The organism is Pseudarthrobacter sp. W1I19 (assembly GCF_030817835.1).
GTDB lineage: Bacteria > Actinomycetota > Actinomycetes > Actinomycetales > Micrococcaceae > Arthrobacter.
This window is the reverse complement of the sequence record NZ_JAUSZR010000001.1, coordinates 1799750-1817151: the sequence shown is the minus strand read 5'-3', so window position 1 is coordinate 1817151 and position 17402 is coordinate 1799750. Positions and strand designations below refer to the sequence as shown.

The following is a 17402-nucleotide window of genomic DNA, read 5'->3' as shown; positions in this document are numbered from 1 at the left end:
ATGAACAACCAACTGCTCCTGAGGAGCGCCGGCACAATGCTGGTGCGCATCCTCTTCGCCGTCGTGGCCGCCTTCCCCATCGTCTTTATGCTGGTGTCCTCATTGAAGCCGGACCAGCAGATCTTCGGCGACATGTCGTCCGTGGCGGCCTTCCTGCCCATCGGGAACATCTCACTCGATAACTACGCCGCAGTGTTCGACCGCGTCCCCGCCGCCCGGTTCATGATCAACTCCATCGGGATCTCCGCCGTGACGGTGGTGCTGGGCATCTTCATCAACAGCCTGTGCGCGTTCGCGCTCTCCCGCATGGAGGTCCGCGGCAAGCGGATCGTCTTCGCCGCCATCCTGGCCACGCTGATTGTCCCGTTCCAGACCCTGGCCCTGCCGCTGGTCTGGTGGGTCAACCAGCTGCCCTACTTTGAGCTCAACGGCTTCAGCCTGGAGTTCTCAAAGGGCTGGCTGGACACCTACCAGGTCCAGATCATTCCGTTCATTGCCAACGCATTCTCCATCTACCTGTACCACCAGTATTTTGAGTCCATCCCCAAGGAACTGGATGAAGCGGCCCGGATCGACGGTGCAGGTTGGTTCAAGATCTACCGGCAGGTGGTCATGCCCTTGGCAGGCCCGGCCACGGCAACAGTAGCCATCCTCACCTTCCTCCCCGCCTGGAACTCCTACCTCTGGCCGCTCATGGTGGTCCAGTCCGAGGAGCTGCGGCCCGTGATGATCGGCATCCAGTACTTCTTCCAGCTGAACGTATCCTGGGGCGAGGTGATGGCCTACGCCTCACTGATCACCGTTCCCGTGGTGATTCTCTTCATTGCCTTCCAGAAGTCCTTCATCAACAGCATCGCCTCCAGCGGCGTGAAAGGCTGACCATGACTTTCCTGACGACGACGGCTGCCGCGACCGCCGCGGTTCCGGCGCCCGACGCCGTGGCCGTTCCCGTAACGGACCCGTTCCGCCCGGAGTGGCACTACACTTCCGAACGCAACTGGCTCAACGATCCCAACGGCTTGGTGTACCTCAACGGCACCTACCATCTCTTCTACCAGCACAACCCGTTCGGCCCGGACTGGGGCAACATGTCCTGGGGCCACGCCACCTCCCGGGACCTGCTCCACTGGGAGGAGCAGCCCGTGGCCATCCCCTGCGACGGGTCCGAGGCGATTTTCTCTGGCTCGGCAGTATTTGATGAGCACAACACCAGCGGATTGGGCACGGCGGACACTCCCCCGCTGGTGGCCATCTACACCAGCGCGTACAGCGCAGCCTCACCGCTGGCGGGCCGGCAGGCCCAGTCCCTGGCGTACAGCCTGGACGAGGGAATGACGTGGACGAAGTACCAGGGCAATCCGGTCCTGGACCGGGCGTCCGCGGACTTCCGCGATCCCAAGGTTTTTTGGTACGACGCCGGAGCCGGCAGCTACTGGGTGATGGTCGCCGTGGAAGCGGTGCAGCGCCAGGTGGTGCTGTACAAGTCCGCGGACCTTTTGGCGTGGGAGCACCTGAGCACTTTCGGGCCCGCCAATGCCACCGGCGGAGTGTGGGAGTGCCCGGATCTTTTCGAATTACCCGTGGACGGCAATCCGCAGGACACGAAGTGGGTCCTCATCGTGAACCTCAACCCCGGAGGGGTGGCCGGCGGCTCAGCCGGGCAGTACTTCCTGGGCGGGTTCGACGGCGTGACGTTCCGGTCCGAAACGACCGTCAGCGATGGCCTCCAGCAGGACGACAGCCGGATCCGGGACTACGGCTGGCTGGACTGGGGACGCGATTACTACGCGGCTGTCTCGTTCAGCAATGTACCGGGCGGCCGGCGGATCATGATCGGCTGGATGAACAACTGGGACTATGCCGCATCCACGCGCACCGGCAGCTGGCGGAGTGCCATGTCCCTGCCGCGGGAAGTATCGCTGACCCGCGTGGACGGACGCGTGGTGCTCCGGCAAGAGGCTATCGATCCTTTTGCCGGCCCGGAGTCCGCGCAGTTCCGGCTGGGCTCCCAGGCTTTGGCATCCGGGGTTCTGGACCTCCCCGTCACCGCCGCAGTCACACGGATCGACGTTGACTTTCAGCCTGGTACGGCAAGCAGGGTGGGGCTTGTGCTCAGGGCCGGCGACGCTGAACGCACAGTCGTCAGCTATGACGTACCGGAGGGAATGCTTAACCTGGACCGTCGGGAGTCCGGGCATGTGGATTTCCATGAGGCCTTTCCCTCCGTCGAAGCCGTTGCCGTACCGCTGCAGGAAGGCCGCCTCCGGCTCCGGATCTACCTTGACCGGTGCTCCGTGGAGCTCTTCGCCCAGGACGGGCTCGCCACCCTCACGGATCTGGTGTTCCCCTCGGAAGGGAGCACGGCTCTGGCGGTCTTCGCCGAAGGTGAGGGTGCGCACCTGGCGGCGCTCGCCGTCGTCGGGTGCTGATGGGCTGACTCAGTAAGAGCCCTGCACGGCGGTCCGTGCAGGGCTCTTCAGCGTCCTTTTGACAGGCTATTTCGCCGCCGGCAGCGTGGTCCCGGCACGCAGCCCGAGGGCCATGTCCTGCGTAAGTCCAAGAATCTCCACCAGGACGTCCGCTTCACGCCGGATGTCGGTGACGTTGACCGATCGGGCGGACCTTTCAACACGGCCCGCCGGGAACCCGTTGATGGCCACAGCCCAGGAATAAGCAGCAGGATCCTCCGATTCCCACGTCACCCGGATCTCGCTGACTCCGTCCACCGTGGACAGGACCTCCACCTGGACATTCCGTGGTGCCGCCAACGGCTGAGGCATCGGGACGGTGCTGACATGGACCGGGGTCTTCAGGACATGGCTGCTTCCAACCATGTTCGACACCCGCAGGATCATTTCCCCCTCGAACTCATGCGCATACGTGTGCTTCAGGACGGGTTCGCTGGAGGTCACATCGTACTCGCCGTCGCCGTCGAGGTCCCATTCGTACTGGTTCACTGCACCGATGGACGACGAAGCATCGAATCGGATCTCCATGCCGGGCGCAGCGAAATAGCCGTTGATCGGCAGCCTGGCCTCAACGCCGTTGTTCCTGCCCAGCGGGATGATGCTGGCCTGGACTGGCGATCCGGTCTGCTGGCCTGAGGGTGTGGGGCCGGGTTGATGGATGGTGGCCAGTGGAGAAGGAACCCCTGGGTTCGCGGGAGCGGACGGACTGCCCGTCACTTCGGCGCATCCGCCAGCCACCACGAGTACCAAGCATGTGCTGGCCAGTTTTGCCGCGCTCCTTGTCATGATCTCCCCCTCAATCGTTGCCTTCACGCATCAGCATGCGCAGATACGTGAGGTTTCCGATACTGGGGCAGACGCAAGATTCCGGAAAGAAACTCTGGCTGGCTGCCCGAACTACTGCCCCGCGGGCGTGGTCCCGAACATCAGGGTCCGCCGCCGGACATCGTAGAAGACGGTGGCCGAACGTTTCAGGAGGCCTTGGAGAACCTCTGCGTCCTCAGCATCCAGCGTGAGCACTTCTTCCCAGGCCCCTTGGTCCAGGACCAGTTGCAGAGTCCAGGTGCCCGGCTTTCCAGCGTCTCCGGCCACCCAACTGAATTGGTAATGGTTGACCTGCCGGACCTGGATGCTGTCGTCGGTGATCGGTTGTTTCGGTGTGGGGCTCATGGTCCCCCTCCTGGGTTTGGTGTGAGTGGGCCCGCTGCATAAGCCAAGACCCAATCTAGACCTGGTGCGCCGCTTCATCCAGAGCCAGCTGCTGCCAGGGACTGCATTCCGGGTGCGAAAAAGATCTGCATCACCACACTCACATCGGGCCCACCCGGGTTATCCTCAAAATGCGTATCCAGTTGCGGGGGCATCCGGGCGGGGGGCTAGGCGCACCCGCGGTGTGACAGCCGCGGGCCAGTTTCATCATTTGCATTCACACAGGGAAACCCGGGCGGATTTCAAAGGAAACGAACATGGGCCGTCGTCGCGCAGCAACTGACCCGATCTATCCACGCTGGATCTGGATCGCCGCGGCGGCTACCGTGGCGCTTCTTATTGTGGGCGGCGCACTGGTGCTCCGGACGCTGATCTTTCCTGCCGATTCAGGTGACGGCGGACCTGCCGCAAGAAATGGCACCCCACCCCCAGCAGGGGAACCCTTGGTGCAGGACGCTCCTGCCGCCGTCGCCGGTGCCTCGCCCTGTATCCCCCTGAATATCCTCACGTCGCTGGAAAACGCGGAGATGGTCCGGGCCCTTGCAGCCGAGTACACGGCCAAGCCCCGCAACGTTGACGGCAAATGCGTGGCACCGGCCGTCTCCCAGGAAAGATCAGGAGCCGCCGCCGGCAAGGCCGCGGCACAGTTTCCCGGCGTTCCGGCTGGGGAGAGGCCCACCGTCTGGCTGCCCGACTCCTCCGCGTGGTTACGCATCGCTGGGGAAGGTACCGGCGGGAACCGTAGTGTTCCCCGGGAGGGAACCAGCGTGGCCCGGAGCGCCATCGTTGTGGCGATGCCGGAGACCATGGTGACTGCCCTCGGCTGGGACCGGCAACCGCCGTCGTGGTCTGAGGTGTTCAAGATGGCCGGGGAGCAGGACGTCTGGGAGCGCCTCGGCCATGGCGACTGGGGAAAATTCAAGTTCGGCAAGGCCAGTCCGCTCGTCTCGACCTCGGGCCTTATGGCCCTTGCTGCGTCTTACGGCGCAGCCGGCGGCAGCGTGGGCGGCCTGGACGGCATGGACCTGGACGCTGCGTCCCTGGTGGAGAAGGTGCGCGCCGTGGAATTGGGAACCAGCCATTACATGGCCACCCCGGAGCATTTCCTGTGGCACGCCAGGGAGGCTGACAACGCGGGGAACGTTTCGGAATTCCTCTCCGCCGTAATCGTGGATGAAAAATCTGTGTGGGACTACAACCGGGGCGTGGTCAGCGAGGACGGAACAACGAAGAAATCCGGCCCCGCGCCCAAGGAGCCCCTTCGGGCCATTTACCCCGTGGACGGAGTGCACGTGGCGGACAACCCTGCAGTAGTCCTTGGCGGCGATTGGGTGGGGAACCAGCAGCGCCTGGCGGCGCAGGATTTCCTCGCGTTCGCCGTGACGGAACAGGGCCAACGCGTTGTTGAGGCGTCAGGATACCGGAGCGTCCAGGGCAAACTGGATTCCGGGGTGGCGAAAACCGGCCGCTATGCCGAGACTCTCCAGCCGCTGCCGCTGCCCAAGGCAGAAGCCCTGGTTGCCATGCAGGACAGCTTCCCCGAGGTCCGCAAACGGGCCAGGGCTTTGTTCCTGCTGGATGTCTCGGACTCCATGGTGCAGGAACCCGGGTTGACCAAGCTGCAGCGGGCCAAGGACGCCGTGCTGAAGGCAGTGGACCATTTCACGGGTGAGGACGAAGTTGGACTGGCCGCGTTCTCCCATGAGGGCGACGGTCCGCTACAGCCGGGCATCGTCAGCCCGGTGGCCCCTTTCAAAACCAATAAGGGCGACATCGCCGCCAAGCTCAATGAACTCCAGGCCGTGGAAGCTACGCCTCTGTTCGAAGCGGTCAGCCGTTTCGCGGGCGATCAGGCCAAGGAGTACAAGGACACCTTCATCAACACCATCGTGCTTTTGAGCGACGGCAAGAACGATACCCGCCACCCGGGAGACTTGGGCGGGCTCTCAGAACAGTTGAGTCATCAGTACCACTCGACGCCGGTGCTCGTCTTTACCCTCGCCTACGGACCCGACGCCGATGTCCCCACCCTCCGGGAAATCGCCAGGGCCAGCGGCGCGCACTACTACGACGCCACCGATCCGGCCAGGCTTGGTGAGGTGCTCGGCGAATTGGTGACCAGCTTCTAGGAAGGGTTGCCCGCGGTCACAACCTCGGGCGCCTCCGCTTCCTCGTCGTCGAACGCTTCTTCGAGCGGCGATTCGCCCAGGCCCAGCTCTGCCAGCAGCGATGGATCGTCGAATGCATCGGCAACACAGCGGATAAGCGCCGGGGGCACCCGGAAATGGGTGTCGATGGTCAGCAGCCCAAGTTCCGCAAGCTCCTCCAAGCGCCCCATGGCCACCTTGGTGAGCAATTCGGCGGCCTTCTTTTCTTCTTCGGGAGCGTGATCGGGTGCCGCCAGGACGCGTTCCACCAGCAGCGGTTCGGCGGTGGCCGCCGCCAGCAGGACGGAAACCTGTATTGCGGCGATGGTGCGCTCCCACGGCTCTTCAGGATCGAGCCGGAGCACGGCCTGCTCCAGGAAGAGCGAGGTGAACATGGTGAACTCGTCCACCTGCTCGGCAACGCTGCCGTCCAGGAAGTGTGCGTGATCCTCGAACGGCACCACCTTCGTCGGCTTGACCCTGATCAGCTCGGCGGCCTGGAGCGCGGCCCAAATTTCGGCAAGCAGGGGTACCTCGTACATGCTGCGCACGGTGAGGACGTCGCCGGCCGAATCCTTCTTGGAACCGCCCTTGGTCTGCACTCCCACGCAGGCGGCCGCCTCCTCAATGTCCCGCAGGCGGAGGGCGCCCGTTCCAGTCACGGGCTTCCCTTCTCCGATCCATTCCAGCAACGCTGTTGCCTTCTGGATCAGCGGCATTTCTGTGAAAGCTGACAGTGCCTGGTCCTCGGGAATGTCCGGAATCTCAATGGTCTCCTGCCCATCAACACCGTCGGCAAGGCTGTCGAAAAACTCCAGCACCTCGGCCAGTAGCTCCTCCGTCCCCGTCCACCGGCCGGTTTCCGAGAGGAACTCGACGTAGCTGTGGACCGAGTCGACGATAAGGGCAACCTGTTCCGCGTCCACGACCTCGGGCGCCTGTGCACCCGCGGCTGCCGAGACTTCCTCCGCGACCGCGTTGGCCAGGGTTGCCGGGTCGAGGCTCGTCATGTCCGGTGCAGCCGTCATCTCCACGTAGCGGCTGATGGTGGGTTCCATCAGCTTCAGGTATTGCAGGGCTGCAGCGCCTGCCCCGGGTGTACCGTCGTCGAACCACTGGACATAAGCCGGCGCCAAGGCATCAAGTGCCCGGCTGGCACGGAAAGAACTGAGGGAGACCGGCGCTTGGCGTCGTTTCTGCGCCGAAGTTTTGTTTGCGCGCCGGTTCTTACTGTTCTTGCCCAAGGGGTACCTAACTGCTGGAGAAATGTTGCTCGAACGACGCTACTGATTTCGACGGCGGCATGCCACTTTTGATTGTTGTGTGTGAGGCTGTTCAAGATGCAGGCACCTTCCCTGCGCTCCATTCCAGGACGACCACCAGTTGGGCGTCCGGCCGAGGGAAAATGTCGTACCCCCTTGCGATGATTAATGCATGGGGAAAGCGGCGGTGGTGAAGGCGTTTGAGGACATCAATGCCGCCCTTGCCGTGCTCAACGCGGAGGCGGAGGGCTGCGGTTCGGAGCCGTTCTCGGATGCTGATCCGTTGGCCGGGCTGGGAGATGGGTGCCTGGACATTCTTGCCGGAACGCGGGTGGCGGAGGCCGGGATCGCCGCTGTGAAGGCGCAGGCTGCCGTGACGTATGCGGACACTGCGCGGGCGATTGCGGGGCCACACGTGCCGGTGCAGGCGCTGGAAATGGCTGTCGCCGCGGAAATCGGCGCGCTCCTGGCCCTCGGCTCCCGGGCCGCCGGTGCGTTCCTGGCCGCCTCCCACGCCATAACGAAGGAACGGCCGCTGACGTTCTCGGCGTTGCAGGCAGGGACGATCACGTGGCCGCACGCCCTGGCGGTGGTGGAGGAAACGGCCGGCCTTGACCCCGCATGTGCCGCCGCGCTTGAGGCCCACTTCCTGGACCCGGACGTGCCCCGGCCGGCCGCGGCGGCCCCGATCGGGGAGTTGCCGGCGTACAGGTTCCGTGCCAAGGCCAGGAAGTGGCGGGAGCGCCACCACCCGGAGAGCTTGGAGAAGCGCCACGCCAGATGCGCCGCGGACCGGCGGATGGAATATACCCCGGACCGCGACGGCATGGCCCGGGTTTCCCTGTATGTTCCCGCGGACCAGGCCTCAGCCATCTGGAACCGCACCACCGCCCTCGCCCGCGGCCTCCAGGGCCCCGACGAACCCCGGACCATCACCCAACTCCGCCCCGACATCGCCGCCAGCCTCCTGCTCGGCGCCGGAACCGCACTTCACCCCGGCCCGGAAACCAGCACACAAGAAAGCAGCGCGGGACAGGCCAGCACAGGACAAAGCAGCGCGGGACAGGCCAGCACAGAACAAAGCAGCACGGGAGAAAGCATCGCGGCTGCAGGCAAGCCGGGTGAAACGTACGCAGGTGCCGCCTTGGGCACCGTCCCGGCACCCAGGGTGGACGTTCTCGTCACCGTGCCGGTACTCGCCCTGTTCGGCATCACGGACGAACCGGCAAACCTGGACGGGTATGGTCCGATCCCTGCGTCGATGGCCCGCAGACTCATCGCCAACGGTGCCACCTCGTTCTACCGGGTGCTGGTGGATCCGCGGGACGGGGCGCCGCTGGAAATCGGACGCACCAGCTACCGGCTCACCAAAGCCATGAAAAAAGCCCTGCAACTCCGGGACGGTAAGTGCACCTTCCCCGGCTGCAACAACCCATCCCTGGACAACGAGACCGACCACCTTCAAGCCTGGCAAGACGGCGGTACCACCGGGATCAGCAACCTGGCCCAGCTCTGCCCGAAACACCATCAACACCACGACTGGGAACCACAACACTGGCCCCAACAACTGGCACCGCCGTGGCAAGGCGGACTGCGTTTACGATCATCACCCTGCGATCCACCGGACTTCATCTACACCGGATGCTCCCCCGGAGAGGACTACCTGGAGCGGTTCCTCCACGGCAGCTCCTAGCGAACCAGTAATCGGGGCGACCGGCGGGTCCTGCATGTTCATGTGCAGGCCCCTAAACGCATGTCACCGTCCACCCAACGATTGCAGTATCGCCGCCGCCAGGTGGCCCGCGTTGGCCAACATCAGCAATCCGGCCACCGGAACGCCCAGCGCCCAGGCTGCCCGCCGCCGTAGGGCCTGATGCACCAGCAGCCGGAGCGCAATGAAGCTTTGTTGCAGCCCCTCTGGATCCCCCGCTGGGCCCGGCTTTCGGTGCCAGGTCTGCGCCAGCACAGCAGCAGAGGCTATCCTGCCCACGTCGGCCGGCCCCAGCTCGGATTTGCGATGCCTTAGCCACCCCAGGAGCTGCCCGTCCCTGAGCACCACAACACGGTCGGGCCGGGACTTGATCGTCATACTCTTGGGATCAACAACCACCACCATCGCAGTAACATCGACCGCGCCACCCACGGCGGCAGTGAGCAGCTTGGACGCCCGCGACGCTTCGAAGTCGGCGTTGTAAAGGTGCCGGGTCTTCTTGCCCGCCACCATAAGCGTCCGGTTCGCTACCCATACGGGTTGGCCCGAGTGGTTCTTCGTGTTGACCGTGAAGACGCCTGCCGGACCCACGAGCAGGTGGTCGATGTCCGATGAACCCCGCCCCACAGGAATGGCATGCAGCACCAGCCAGTCGGGGCCCAGTTGCTCAAGGATGCGTCCGACGGCGATCTCCCCGAGGGCCCCCTTGTACCAAGGCTGGGCCTCCGGGCTGAGTGGACTGGTGCCGAAGACCCGCTGGAGCCACGTACGGGGCCGCACCACGCTCTGGACCGCCATCAACTCCTCCATGACGGCTTGCCCCGGCACCCGCTGTCCGAGGAGGATAGGGCCGTGTTCGGCGGTCATGGCCGGCTGCTCGAAAGTCGCATAAACCAGAGCTTAGGGCGCTCCCTCCCCGGCTGATGCCTGTTGTGGGGGGCAGTGCCCGAATCTTGCCGGAATCCTTGCGCTATGGTGCGCCATGCCTGCGGTTAAGAGCGGATTTACAGTCCCACGGTGCCTGCCCGGGTTACCCCTGAACGGGATAGCGAGAGCGCCCACCCGCCGGCCACTCCAATGGCAAGCAGTACGGTTACGAAGCCGATCGCCGGTGCGCTCGGCCATGTCAAGACGCCGCCGTACCGCAGCAGGGCGATCGCCTGCAGAATGACGAAGGCAACGGAGGTCAGGGCCACGGGGCGGACTGTGCGGAGGTCGCGGCTGAACTGACCCTGCGCGGCCGCCCACCCCAGGCCGACCAGCCACGCTCCGATCGCCCTCCCTGTGAGCTCGGACAACGGCCAAGGCCACCACGCCGCGGCAAGAACCGGTACTGCCAGCAGCGCCACGCCATACAACAGCAGCACCCCCGCGATTCCCGCCAGGAGCAGCCGGAGGACAGGCGGCAACACTGGTCGTCCCGCTGTTCTGAATACTGGGGCAGGATGCTGGGACCTGAGCTGCATCCTGCTGATGACGAGCATCGCCACCGGCACCAGGGCATAGATTGCCAGCCATGCCCAGGTGGCTATTTGGGCAGTGGGGGCCGTGCCTGGTGAAAGGTGGAAGCGATCGATATGGACCAGGGTGACTCCCAAGGTCAATGTCGTGAAAATGAACACAGGCCAGACCGCCAGCCTCGCTGAATGCCAACTCTCCGAACGGGCGCCGGTCATCTCCAGGCCTGCACTCGCCCAGTAAGCAGCCCCGAGGAAGACGGCAGTCATGGGCGGATTGACTGTCCACGCAAAGAATTCATTGGTCTGGAGCGGAAACACGAACAGCACAAGCCCGGCAAGGAATACCAGGAATGCAGCGACGTAGAGCAGCCACCGCATGGGCGGAATCAACGGTGTGACTTCAGTTGACGCGGACATCACCTGGCCGCTCCTCGGGTGCGGTTTCCCCACCAGGAGCATGAGGCGAGGCGGGCAGGGGGTTCTCGGCCAGGTAGGCGTGAAGCATCGAGACCACGGTGGCGCCGTCCCCGACTGCCGTGGCAACTCTTTTGATCGAACCGGACCTCACGTCGCCGATAGCGAAAACGCCGGGCAAGCTGGTTTCCAGCGCCAATGGGGGCCTGGCGGGCCGGACGGACCCGGTGTCACTGACATCCCGGCTGACGCCCGTGCGCAGAAAACCGGCCGGGTCCCGCTCCACAGTGGCCGGCAGCCAAGAGGTCCGCGGCACCGAACCGATCAGCACAAACAAACCTGCCGCTTCAATCTCCTCGCCTGCGGTTGCATCGGAGGCTTCGGATGCGGCGACCTTGACGGCGGTAAGGAATCCGTCCTGATGGCGGGCCCCAACGAGCGCGGTGCGATAGCGGATCGCAACGTTCCGGGTGGCCTCAAGCTGGGAGATGAGGTATTCCGACATGCTGACCGACAGGGTGGGTCCGCGCACCAGCAGCGTCACCTTCTTCGCGTACTTCGCAAGGTGCAGAACGGCCTGTCCGGCCGAGTTGCCGCCACCCACCACGCAGACGGGCTTTCCGGCCATGGACGGCGCCTCGGAAACTGTGGCCCCGTAGAAGACGCCTCTGCCGACCAGATCCTCGAGCTGAAGTATGCCGAGGCGACGGTAGTCCACACCGGTGGCCACCACCACAGTGCGGCATCGCACCACGCTGCCATCGGAAATTGACACAGCGTAGAGTGCCCCGTCCACGCGGAGCCCCTCCACCTTCCGCAGGAACAGGAAGTCCGTCCCCAAAGTCCAGGCCTGATGGAATGAGCGGTAGGCCAGGTGGGCGCCGCTCACACCGCGGGAGAAGCCAGGGTAGTTGCGGATCAATGAACTGGTGCCAGCCTGGCCTCCCACAGCCTCTCCCTCCACCACCATGGTGGAGAGGCCCTCGGAGGAGGCGTAAACAGCAGTCGCGAGACCGGAGGGACCGGCTCCCACGATCACCACATCGAAGATCTTGCCCGCCGGTGGCGGTCGCGTCACCCCCATCGCTTCGGCGATCTCCTCGTTACTGGGATTCTCGAGCACAATGGGTGGAGCGGTGAACTCCAGCACCATAACCGGCAGCACGGGGTTGCGCAGGCCCAGGCTCTCCAACGTCCGTTGCGCGGTCTCAGACCCCACAGGGTGGAAGACCGCCGGGATGTGGTTTCGGCTCAAGGAGTCGCGCAACATGTGAGTCCTTTGGTCGCCTACCTCCCCGATCAGCCGGACTGCCTCGAAGCCGACACCCTGGGCCAGGTGCCAGTCGTCGAGGGCGTCAGTAATTGCCCCGTGGAACTCTTCGTCACGCGATCGCTCGGGACGTATGATCACCAATTCGGCGTACCCCTGGGCGATAGCCCGGAAGACAGTGGGCGCGCTGGCGAAGTCACCCCATGTCACCACAACACCGCGCTTGGCGGCAGGGTGAAAGCCATAGGCACGCCGCAGGAAATCGAGTCCTCCACGGTCAGCAGGTCCATAGCAACCGAGTATGAGGGCGACCGGGCGATTCCACCGCCGGAGCCCCTCCAGTACCGCCCGCCCGTGGGCGTAGTCGGCGCAGGCCACCACCTCGTAGTCGGCACCGTACCGTCGACGTAACTCATCTTCAAGAATCCGCCGGGAGTTCGGGTCTGTGGTGGCAAGCAACATGATCGGAACCGAGTGGTCCATGGCCGCCGTCTTTCCGGATCAAAATGGTTCGGTGGCGCTCACGATACTCGCGATTGGACGATGGGGACAAGAGATGCCCGGTGCCTGCGGAACGTCTTTTGCCGGCCGTAGTTGGAGTTGTATTGGGGCCGCCTCGTCACCCCGAATTCGCCATTCCAAGGGCGCGACGATTCTGCCAGAATGGCTCCTTGGGCGGGCAAGCTGGATGACCTGGCAAAACGGCAGCGATGAAAGTGGAGGACCCCATGGAGGATCGCCCTATTCCGGGAATCAGCCTCACTGCCATACCCAGTGGAAAAGGTTGCCTGGAGTGCCTTGACGGTGACGGCCCAGGTTGGTGGCTTCATCTTCGCCGCTGCGCCCAATGCGGCCATATCGGATGCTGCGATTCGTCACCGTCACAGCATGCCAGTGCCCACGCGCGTAACGTCGGCCACGCCGTCATGAGGTCATTTGAACCTGGCGAGAACTGGTTCTACGAGCACACCACCAAAAAGTTCTTCCACGGCCCGCGGCTTCCGGATCCCCAGTCCAGGCCCCTGGATCAACCGGCGCCTGCCCCCGCCGACAAAGTACCGGCGGACTGGCGGGAACGCCTGCACCGGTAACCGCATGTTCCGAACCAACAACCTCGACGCCGGGATACAGCGAGGAAGGCTGGTTAGGCTGTAGGAATGGCGACAGTAATCCTCGTGCGGCACGGCCGCACCACTGCCAACGCTGCTGGACTGCTGGCTGGTCGGGCAGCCGGAGTCAGTTTGGACCAGATCGGGCTCGAGCAGGCAGCTGTGACCGGAGACCGGCTCGCGGTGGTGCCCTTAGCCGGGGTGGTATCGAGCCCCCTCGAACGTTGCCAGCAGACCGCCCGGCTCATCCTCGATCGCCAGGCTGGTACTCCTTATTCGCCGTCCGATCCCGATCTCACCGAGTGCGATTACGGCCAGTGGCAGGGCCGCATGCTCAGTGATCTCGCGACCGAAGACCTGTGGGCTGCTGTGCAGTCCCAGCCGTCCGCCGTCGTTTTTCCCGGCGGTGAATCCATGGCGGCGATGCAGGCCCGGTCGGTAGCAGCAATCCGACGCCACGATGCAGCTTTCGAAGCCGAGTATGGGCCAGGAGCAGTGTGGGTGGCAGTGAGTCACGGTGACATCATCAAATCAATCCTCGCCGACGCGCTCGGAATGCACCTCGACCTGTTCCAGCGCATCAACGTGGGCCCTGCCTCCGTATCGATCGTGCACTATGGCGCTGTTCGGCCGAGCGTCTATGCGACAAACACCGATGCAGGCGATCTGTCATGGCTGTCCAAAGGCATCAACTCCGGCGACGCACCCGTGGGCGGTGGCGCGGGACAGACGGTGCAGTAGACCCCATGTGCCTAAAATACTGACATGCCCACACGTGTTCACGAGTTTGCCTGGCCTGACCGGGTCGTCATCGGTACCGTCGGCGTTCCAGGGGCGCGCACGTTCTACCTGCAGGTACGAACAGGTAAGCAAATTGTGAGCATCGCCCTGGAGAAGCAGCAGTCGGCGCAGCTTGCCGAGAAGGTTGACGAAATCCTCGATCAGCTCATCACCCTCGAGGGCAACCCCTTCAGCGTTCCCACGGGTACTCCCATCGAACTCGTCGACAATGACCAACTTGAGACGGTCGAGGAGCAGTTCCGAACCGGGGCCATGACCTTAGGTTGGGATCCGACGACGGCGCAGGTGGTCATAGAGGCATACCCGATCACCGATGTCGATGACGATGATGATGACGACGAATCGCTCGATGGGCACGGCGTCGAAGCGCCCGAAATGCTGCTGGTGCGGATGCCGGTAGGGACTGCGCGCGCGTTCGCCAAGCGGACCCGGGAGGTGGTGGGCGCCGGGCGTCCCGCGTGCCCGCTCTGCGGTTTTCCCGTGGACCCCGACGGGCACGTCTGCACCCTGCCCGAGGTCTGATGCCAGCACCCGAGCTGCTGACTGCCGAGCTGACGCTCACCGGGCGGATCACGACGGCGTCGAATGCCACCTTTGTGGGCACCATCGCCGACACCACAGTCGTTTATAAGCCGATAGCCGGAGAGAAACCACTGTGGGATTTCCCCGACGGCTTCCTCGCCCACCGGGAGGTCGCCGCCTATCTGGTTTCTGAGGTCCTCGGCTGGAACGTGGTTCCCCGCACCTGGCTCCGTGATGGTCCTTTAGGCAAGGGAATGGTGCAGCTGTGGCAGGAGACTGACGCCGACCAGAACGCGGTGGATCTCGTTGCGGCGGACGACGTTCCGGAGACCGGGTGGAAACAGGTACTTGAGGGTCAGGATGAGACGGGGCGGATGGTCGCCCTCATACACGAGGACACGCCAGAGCTCAGACGCATGGCGGTGTTCGACGTCGTCGTCAACAACGCCGACCGCAAAGGCGATCATATCCTTGCCATGCCAGACGGACACCGGCACGGCGTGGACCACGGGCTCACGTTTCACTATGACCACAAGCTGCGCACGGTGCTGTGGGGGTGGCTGGGAGACACGTTGACTGACCAGGAACGCGACGGCGTCGATCATGTCATCGAAGGACTGCACGGTGAGCTGGGGCGAAACCTGGCGAACTTGCTGAGCGCCGAGGAGATTGCCTCACTCGCCGCGCGCTGCGCCCGATTGCGCTCAACAGGGCGGTTTCCGGCTCCGAGCGGTGACATGCCCGCGGTGCCCTGGCCGCTGTTCTGAGGACACCAGGGCACAGGCTTCGCAGCGTTAGGCCAGCCAAACCGGCAGCCTTGGGGCCGCGAAGGCGGGACTCATGCCTTGGGGCTGACGTTAAATGGAAGTGTGTGGGAGGGATTGCCTCGATCACGATGTCAACCTGACGTGGGGGCCGCTTTTCCCTGGCTCCAGTCCCCCGATTCGGAACGAGCCCTCACCTTCAAGCAGGTCCCATACGATTATGATCCAGGGGTCGAACCGCGTAGCTCTCGGCAGGCGCGGCGATAGAGTCAAGGGGGTTGGGTCGGTAAGTGCGATCAGGAACGATACACGCGGGAAAGAGACGCTCCTCGAAGCGCGAGTCGGGGACGAGTTACCTTGTTTTTGGCCTCGTCGTCCTCTGCGCGACGATTGCCTTCGTCGTCTTCGGACGACTTGCGGCGCCATGGCAGGCTTTCGCCGCCCTGGGTGCCGGGGCCGCGATGGGAGTCTGGCTCTTTCGGTTCGGCTCGCACCACGAGTGGGTGTCGAAGCTGTGTCTATTCGGGGCGCTGGTGGTTTGCGTGGTGCTGTTTACAGCTGCTGACACGGTCGGGTCCGCGGGGATCGCCTGGATTGGATCCTTTGTCTCCGGCACGAACCTGGGTACAGCTTGGAGGTTGGCTGCAGCACATCGAGGTGTGAAGAGGCCTTAAGGGTTTCTCCCGGGTCTGTCACCAGTACCCAACGGCTTGCGCACATAATCCTAAGTATGCTTATCATGATTGCAGTCGGATGGGGATTTGACTGCGAGGGGTAATCGAAAAGGGTGCGCTCAGCGAACGGGGCGCACCTTTTTCGTGGGCGCATGGCACCCCGTCGTGACTTCTTGATCAACTCTTGGGGACTTTCGTGTCCCGCTTTTGCACCTTGTCCCCCATCATTGCCTCAACGTGCCGGTCACCCCGGGCCGGGCTCGGGTAGGGCGAATCCCACCTGTGACGAGGATGGAGCGGATATGGTCGCGTTCCGAGTAACACTCGGTCAGGGCGGGCAACCGTCGTGGTGGCTTTGCGGAGTCAATGACGAGCTACTGGCCTGGGCTGGCAGGTATTACGTTTCTCTGGCCTTTGCCCGGAATGAAGCGGCTGCATTCCAGTCAGCAGCGCTGCGGGCCGAGTATCAAATCTACCCTCACCCGGCTGGTGGCTGGGGCTGGAGGGCAGTGCAGCCCGTGGACTACTTCATGGCCTATTCCGCCGGCTGCTTCAACAAGCCCGCAGAAGCGCGCCGCGCTGCGAGAGACGTCAAGACTGTGGCGCATCGGGCCTCCGGCCTGTAGCCACCATCTCGCCCAAGGGCCAGGCCGGCCTGCTTGCCTGCGGTCGCCAGTAACCGTGATGCTGCGGAGTTGCGTCCGGGATTCACGGCCCTAAAGTCCTAGGCCTTCGGCATGCAACCCTTAGTGGCGATCGGCTTGGTGTTCCTCGCCGCGACCGCGTGGACGGTCACCATCCTGACGATGCTGATTGTTCTGGTCGAAGCCCAGCGGGAGGAACCACCTGAAGCGAGGCGCCTGTCTAAGGACGCAATGGCGGCGTTGGGTGGGAGGGCTTCCAGCCAGTCCAGTAATTTGGGGCAACCCGCTAAGCGGAGGCTTCCGTACTCCCCCACCTACGCCCCGGCCCGCGCATTGGCGTCAGACCGCCCTACCCCATCTTCGGAGCTTATGTGGGCACAGGCGGGTGCCAGTACCGGGCAGCCCAGGGCGTGGTCAATCCCGCGGCCGGAGCGTTACCAGTGGGCGGAAGATCATGAACCGGTAACGGCCGTCTCGCCGCAATCACGGGTCCGTAACCCTTGCTCAAAGAGAGGATCAGACCCCTCGTCCCACACCTACACTGAGCCATGAGCACGACCGCAGCGTTGATCCTGATTTTCTCTGTTGCCACCGCGTGGATCGGCTTGACGGTATTCGTGCTCTTACGGTTGCGCCGCCGCCGGCGTGGATCATCGCTGGTAGCTTCCGCTCCACCTACGGCTGGACCTGTCAGCAGCCTCTCCTACAGGCCGTGGCACGACGTTGGCGCCGCAACGGGCAAGATCCCGAGACGTCGGCACCGGCTGAGAATCAGAAAGGTTCACAGCTGAAGGGATATTTTGAAGCCGCCGCCTTGAAGTCACCGGAAGGGAATGACCGGTGCCGGGATTGCCCAGCTGGTGGACGCACCCGCCAGCACTGTCCCATGCCACCTCCAGGTTGACGCCCAGGCCAATCCACGCCTCCTGGTGAACACCACGCAGCGC

The 17402-nt window shown here is 64.0% G+C and carries 14 protein-coding genes; 8 read left to right on the top strand and 6 right to left on the bottom strand.

What is annotated here, in order from left to right; genetic code table 11:
• Both QF038_RS08500 and QF038_RS08495 read left to right on the top strand, forming a co-directional pair.
• On the top strand, positions 1–879 hold the full coding sequence (locus QF038_RS08500; protein WP_307609732.1) for a carbohydrate ABC transporter permease: 879 nt from the start codon (positions 1–3) through the stop codon (positions 877–879).
• Between the two features lie 2 nt (positions 880–881).
• On the top strand, positions 882–2429 hold the full coding sequence (locus QF038_RS08495; protein ID WP_307609731.1) for a glycoside hydrolase family 32 protein: 1548 nt from the start codon (positions 882–884) through the stop codon (positions 2427–2429).
• 66 nt (positions 2430–2495) lie between these two features.
• Here QF038_RS08495 and QF038_RS08490 read toward each other — a convergent pair whose 3' ends face one another.
• Positions 2496–3254, bottom strand: coding sequence for a PKD domain-containing protein (locus tag QF038_RS08490; RefSeq protein ID WP_307609730.1), 759 nt, complete (start codon positions 3252–3254; stop codon positions 2496–2498).
• A gap of 111 nt (positions 3255–3365) precedes the next feature.
• Complete coding sequence (locus QF038_RS08485) at positions 3366–3638, bottom strand: hypothetical protein (RefSeq protein ID WP_091419761.1); 273 nt, start codon at positions 3636–3638, stop codon at positions 3366–3368.
• 296 nt (positions 3639–3934) lie between these two features.
• Between QF038_RS08485 and QF038_RS08480 the strand changes: the two genes are divergently transcribed.
• Entirely contained in the window at positions 3935–5806 is a 1872-nt protein-coding gene (locus QF038_RS08480; protein WP_307609729.1) for a substrate-binding domain-containing protein, read from the top strand.
• Here QF038_RS08480 and QF038_RS08475 read toward each other — a convergent pair.
• Positions 5803–7068, bottom strand: a complete 1266-nt coding sequence (locus QF038_RS08475) for a hypothetical protein (RefSeq protein WP_307609728.1) — start codon at positions 7066–7068, stop codon at positions 5803–5805. The genes QF038_RS08480 and QF038_RS08475 overlap by 4 nt on opposite strands.
• 190 nt (positions 7069–7258) lie before the next feature.
• On the opposite strand from QF038_RS08475, the gene QF038_RS08470 reads away from it, so the two are divergent.
• Positions 7259–8779, top strand: coding sequence for an HNH endonuclease signature motif containing protein (locus QF038_RS08470; protein WP_307609727.1), 1521 nt, complete (start codon positions 7259–7261; stop codon positions 8777–8779).
• A gap of 63 nt (positions 8780–8842) precedes the next feature.
• Here QF038_RS08470 and QF038_RS08465 read toward each other — a convergent pair whose 3' ends face one another.
• From QF038_RS08465 to QF038_RS08455, 3 genes are all read right to left on the bottom strand, one after another.
• A complete protein-coding gene (locus QF038_RS08465; protein WP_307609726.1) occupies positions 8843–9664 on the bottom strand; it encodes a nuclease-related domain-containing protein in 822 nt (273 codons plus the stop codon).
• Between the two features lie 137 nt (positions 9665–9801).
• A complete protein-coding gene (locus tag QF038_RS08460) occupies positions 9802–10674 on the bottom strand; it encodes a hypothetical protein (protein ID WP_307609725.1) in 873 nt (290 codons plus the stop codon).
• Positions 10658–12424 (bottom strand): FAD-dependent oxidoreductase, encoded by a 1767-nt coding sequence (locus QF038_RS08455; RefSeq protein WP_307609724.1) that lies wholly within the window; start codon positions 12422–12424, stop codon positions 10658–10660. Before QF038_RS08455 ends, QF038_RS08460 begins: the two co-directional genes overlap by 17 nt.
• Before the next feature lie 227 nt (positions 12425–12651).
• On the opposite strand from QF038_RS08455, the gene QF038_RS08450 reads away from it, so the two are divergent.
• From QF038_RS08450 to QF038_RS08435, 4 genes are all read left to right on the top strand, one after another.
• Positions 12652–13032: a UBP-type zinc finger domain-containing protein gene (locus tag QF038_RS08450; RefSeq protein ID WP_307609723.1), complete on the top strand. Its 381-nt coding sequence runs from the start codon at positions 12652–12654 to the stop codon at positions 13030–13032.
• A gap of 66 nt (positions 13033–13098) precedes the next feature.
• Positions 13099–13791: an MSMEG_4193 family putative phosphomutase gene (locus QF038_RS08445; protein WP_307609722.1), complete on the top strand. Its 693-nt coding sequence runs from the start codon at positions 13099–13101 to the stop codon at positions 13789–13791.
• Positions 13792–13815: 24 nt separating this feature from the next.
• The gene (locus tag QF038_RS08440; RefSeq protein ID WP_307609721.1) at positions 13816–14373 is read left to right on the top strand and encodes a DUF3090 domain-containing protein; all 558 of its coding nucleotides are present in this window, start codon (positions 13816–13818) and stop codon (positions 14371–14373) included.
• The gene (locus QF038_RS08435; RefSeq protein WP_307609720.1) at positions 14373–15140 is read left to right on the top strand and encodes an SCO1664 family protein; all 768 of its coding nucleotides are present in this window, start codon (positions 14373–14375) and stop codon (positions 15138–15140) included. The genes QF038_RS08440 and QF038_RS08435 overlap by 1 nt, the downstream gene beginning before the upstream one ends.
• Positions 15141–17402: the final 2262 nt, after the last annotated feature.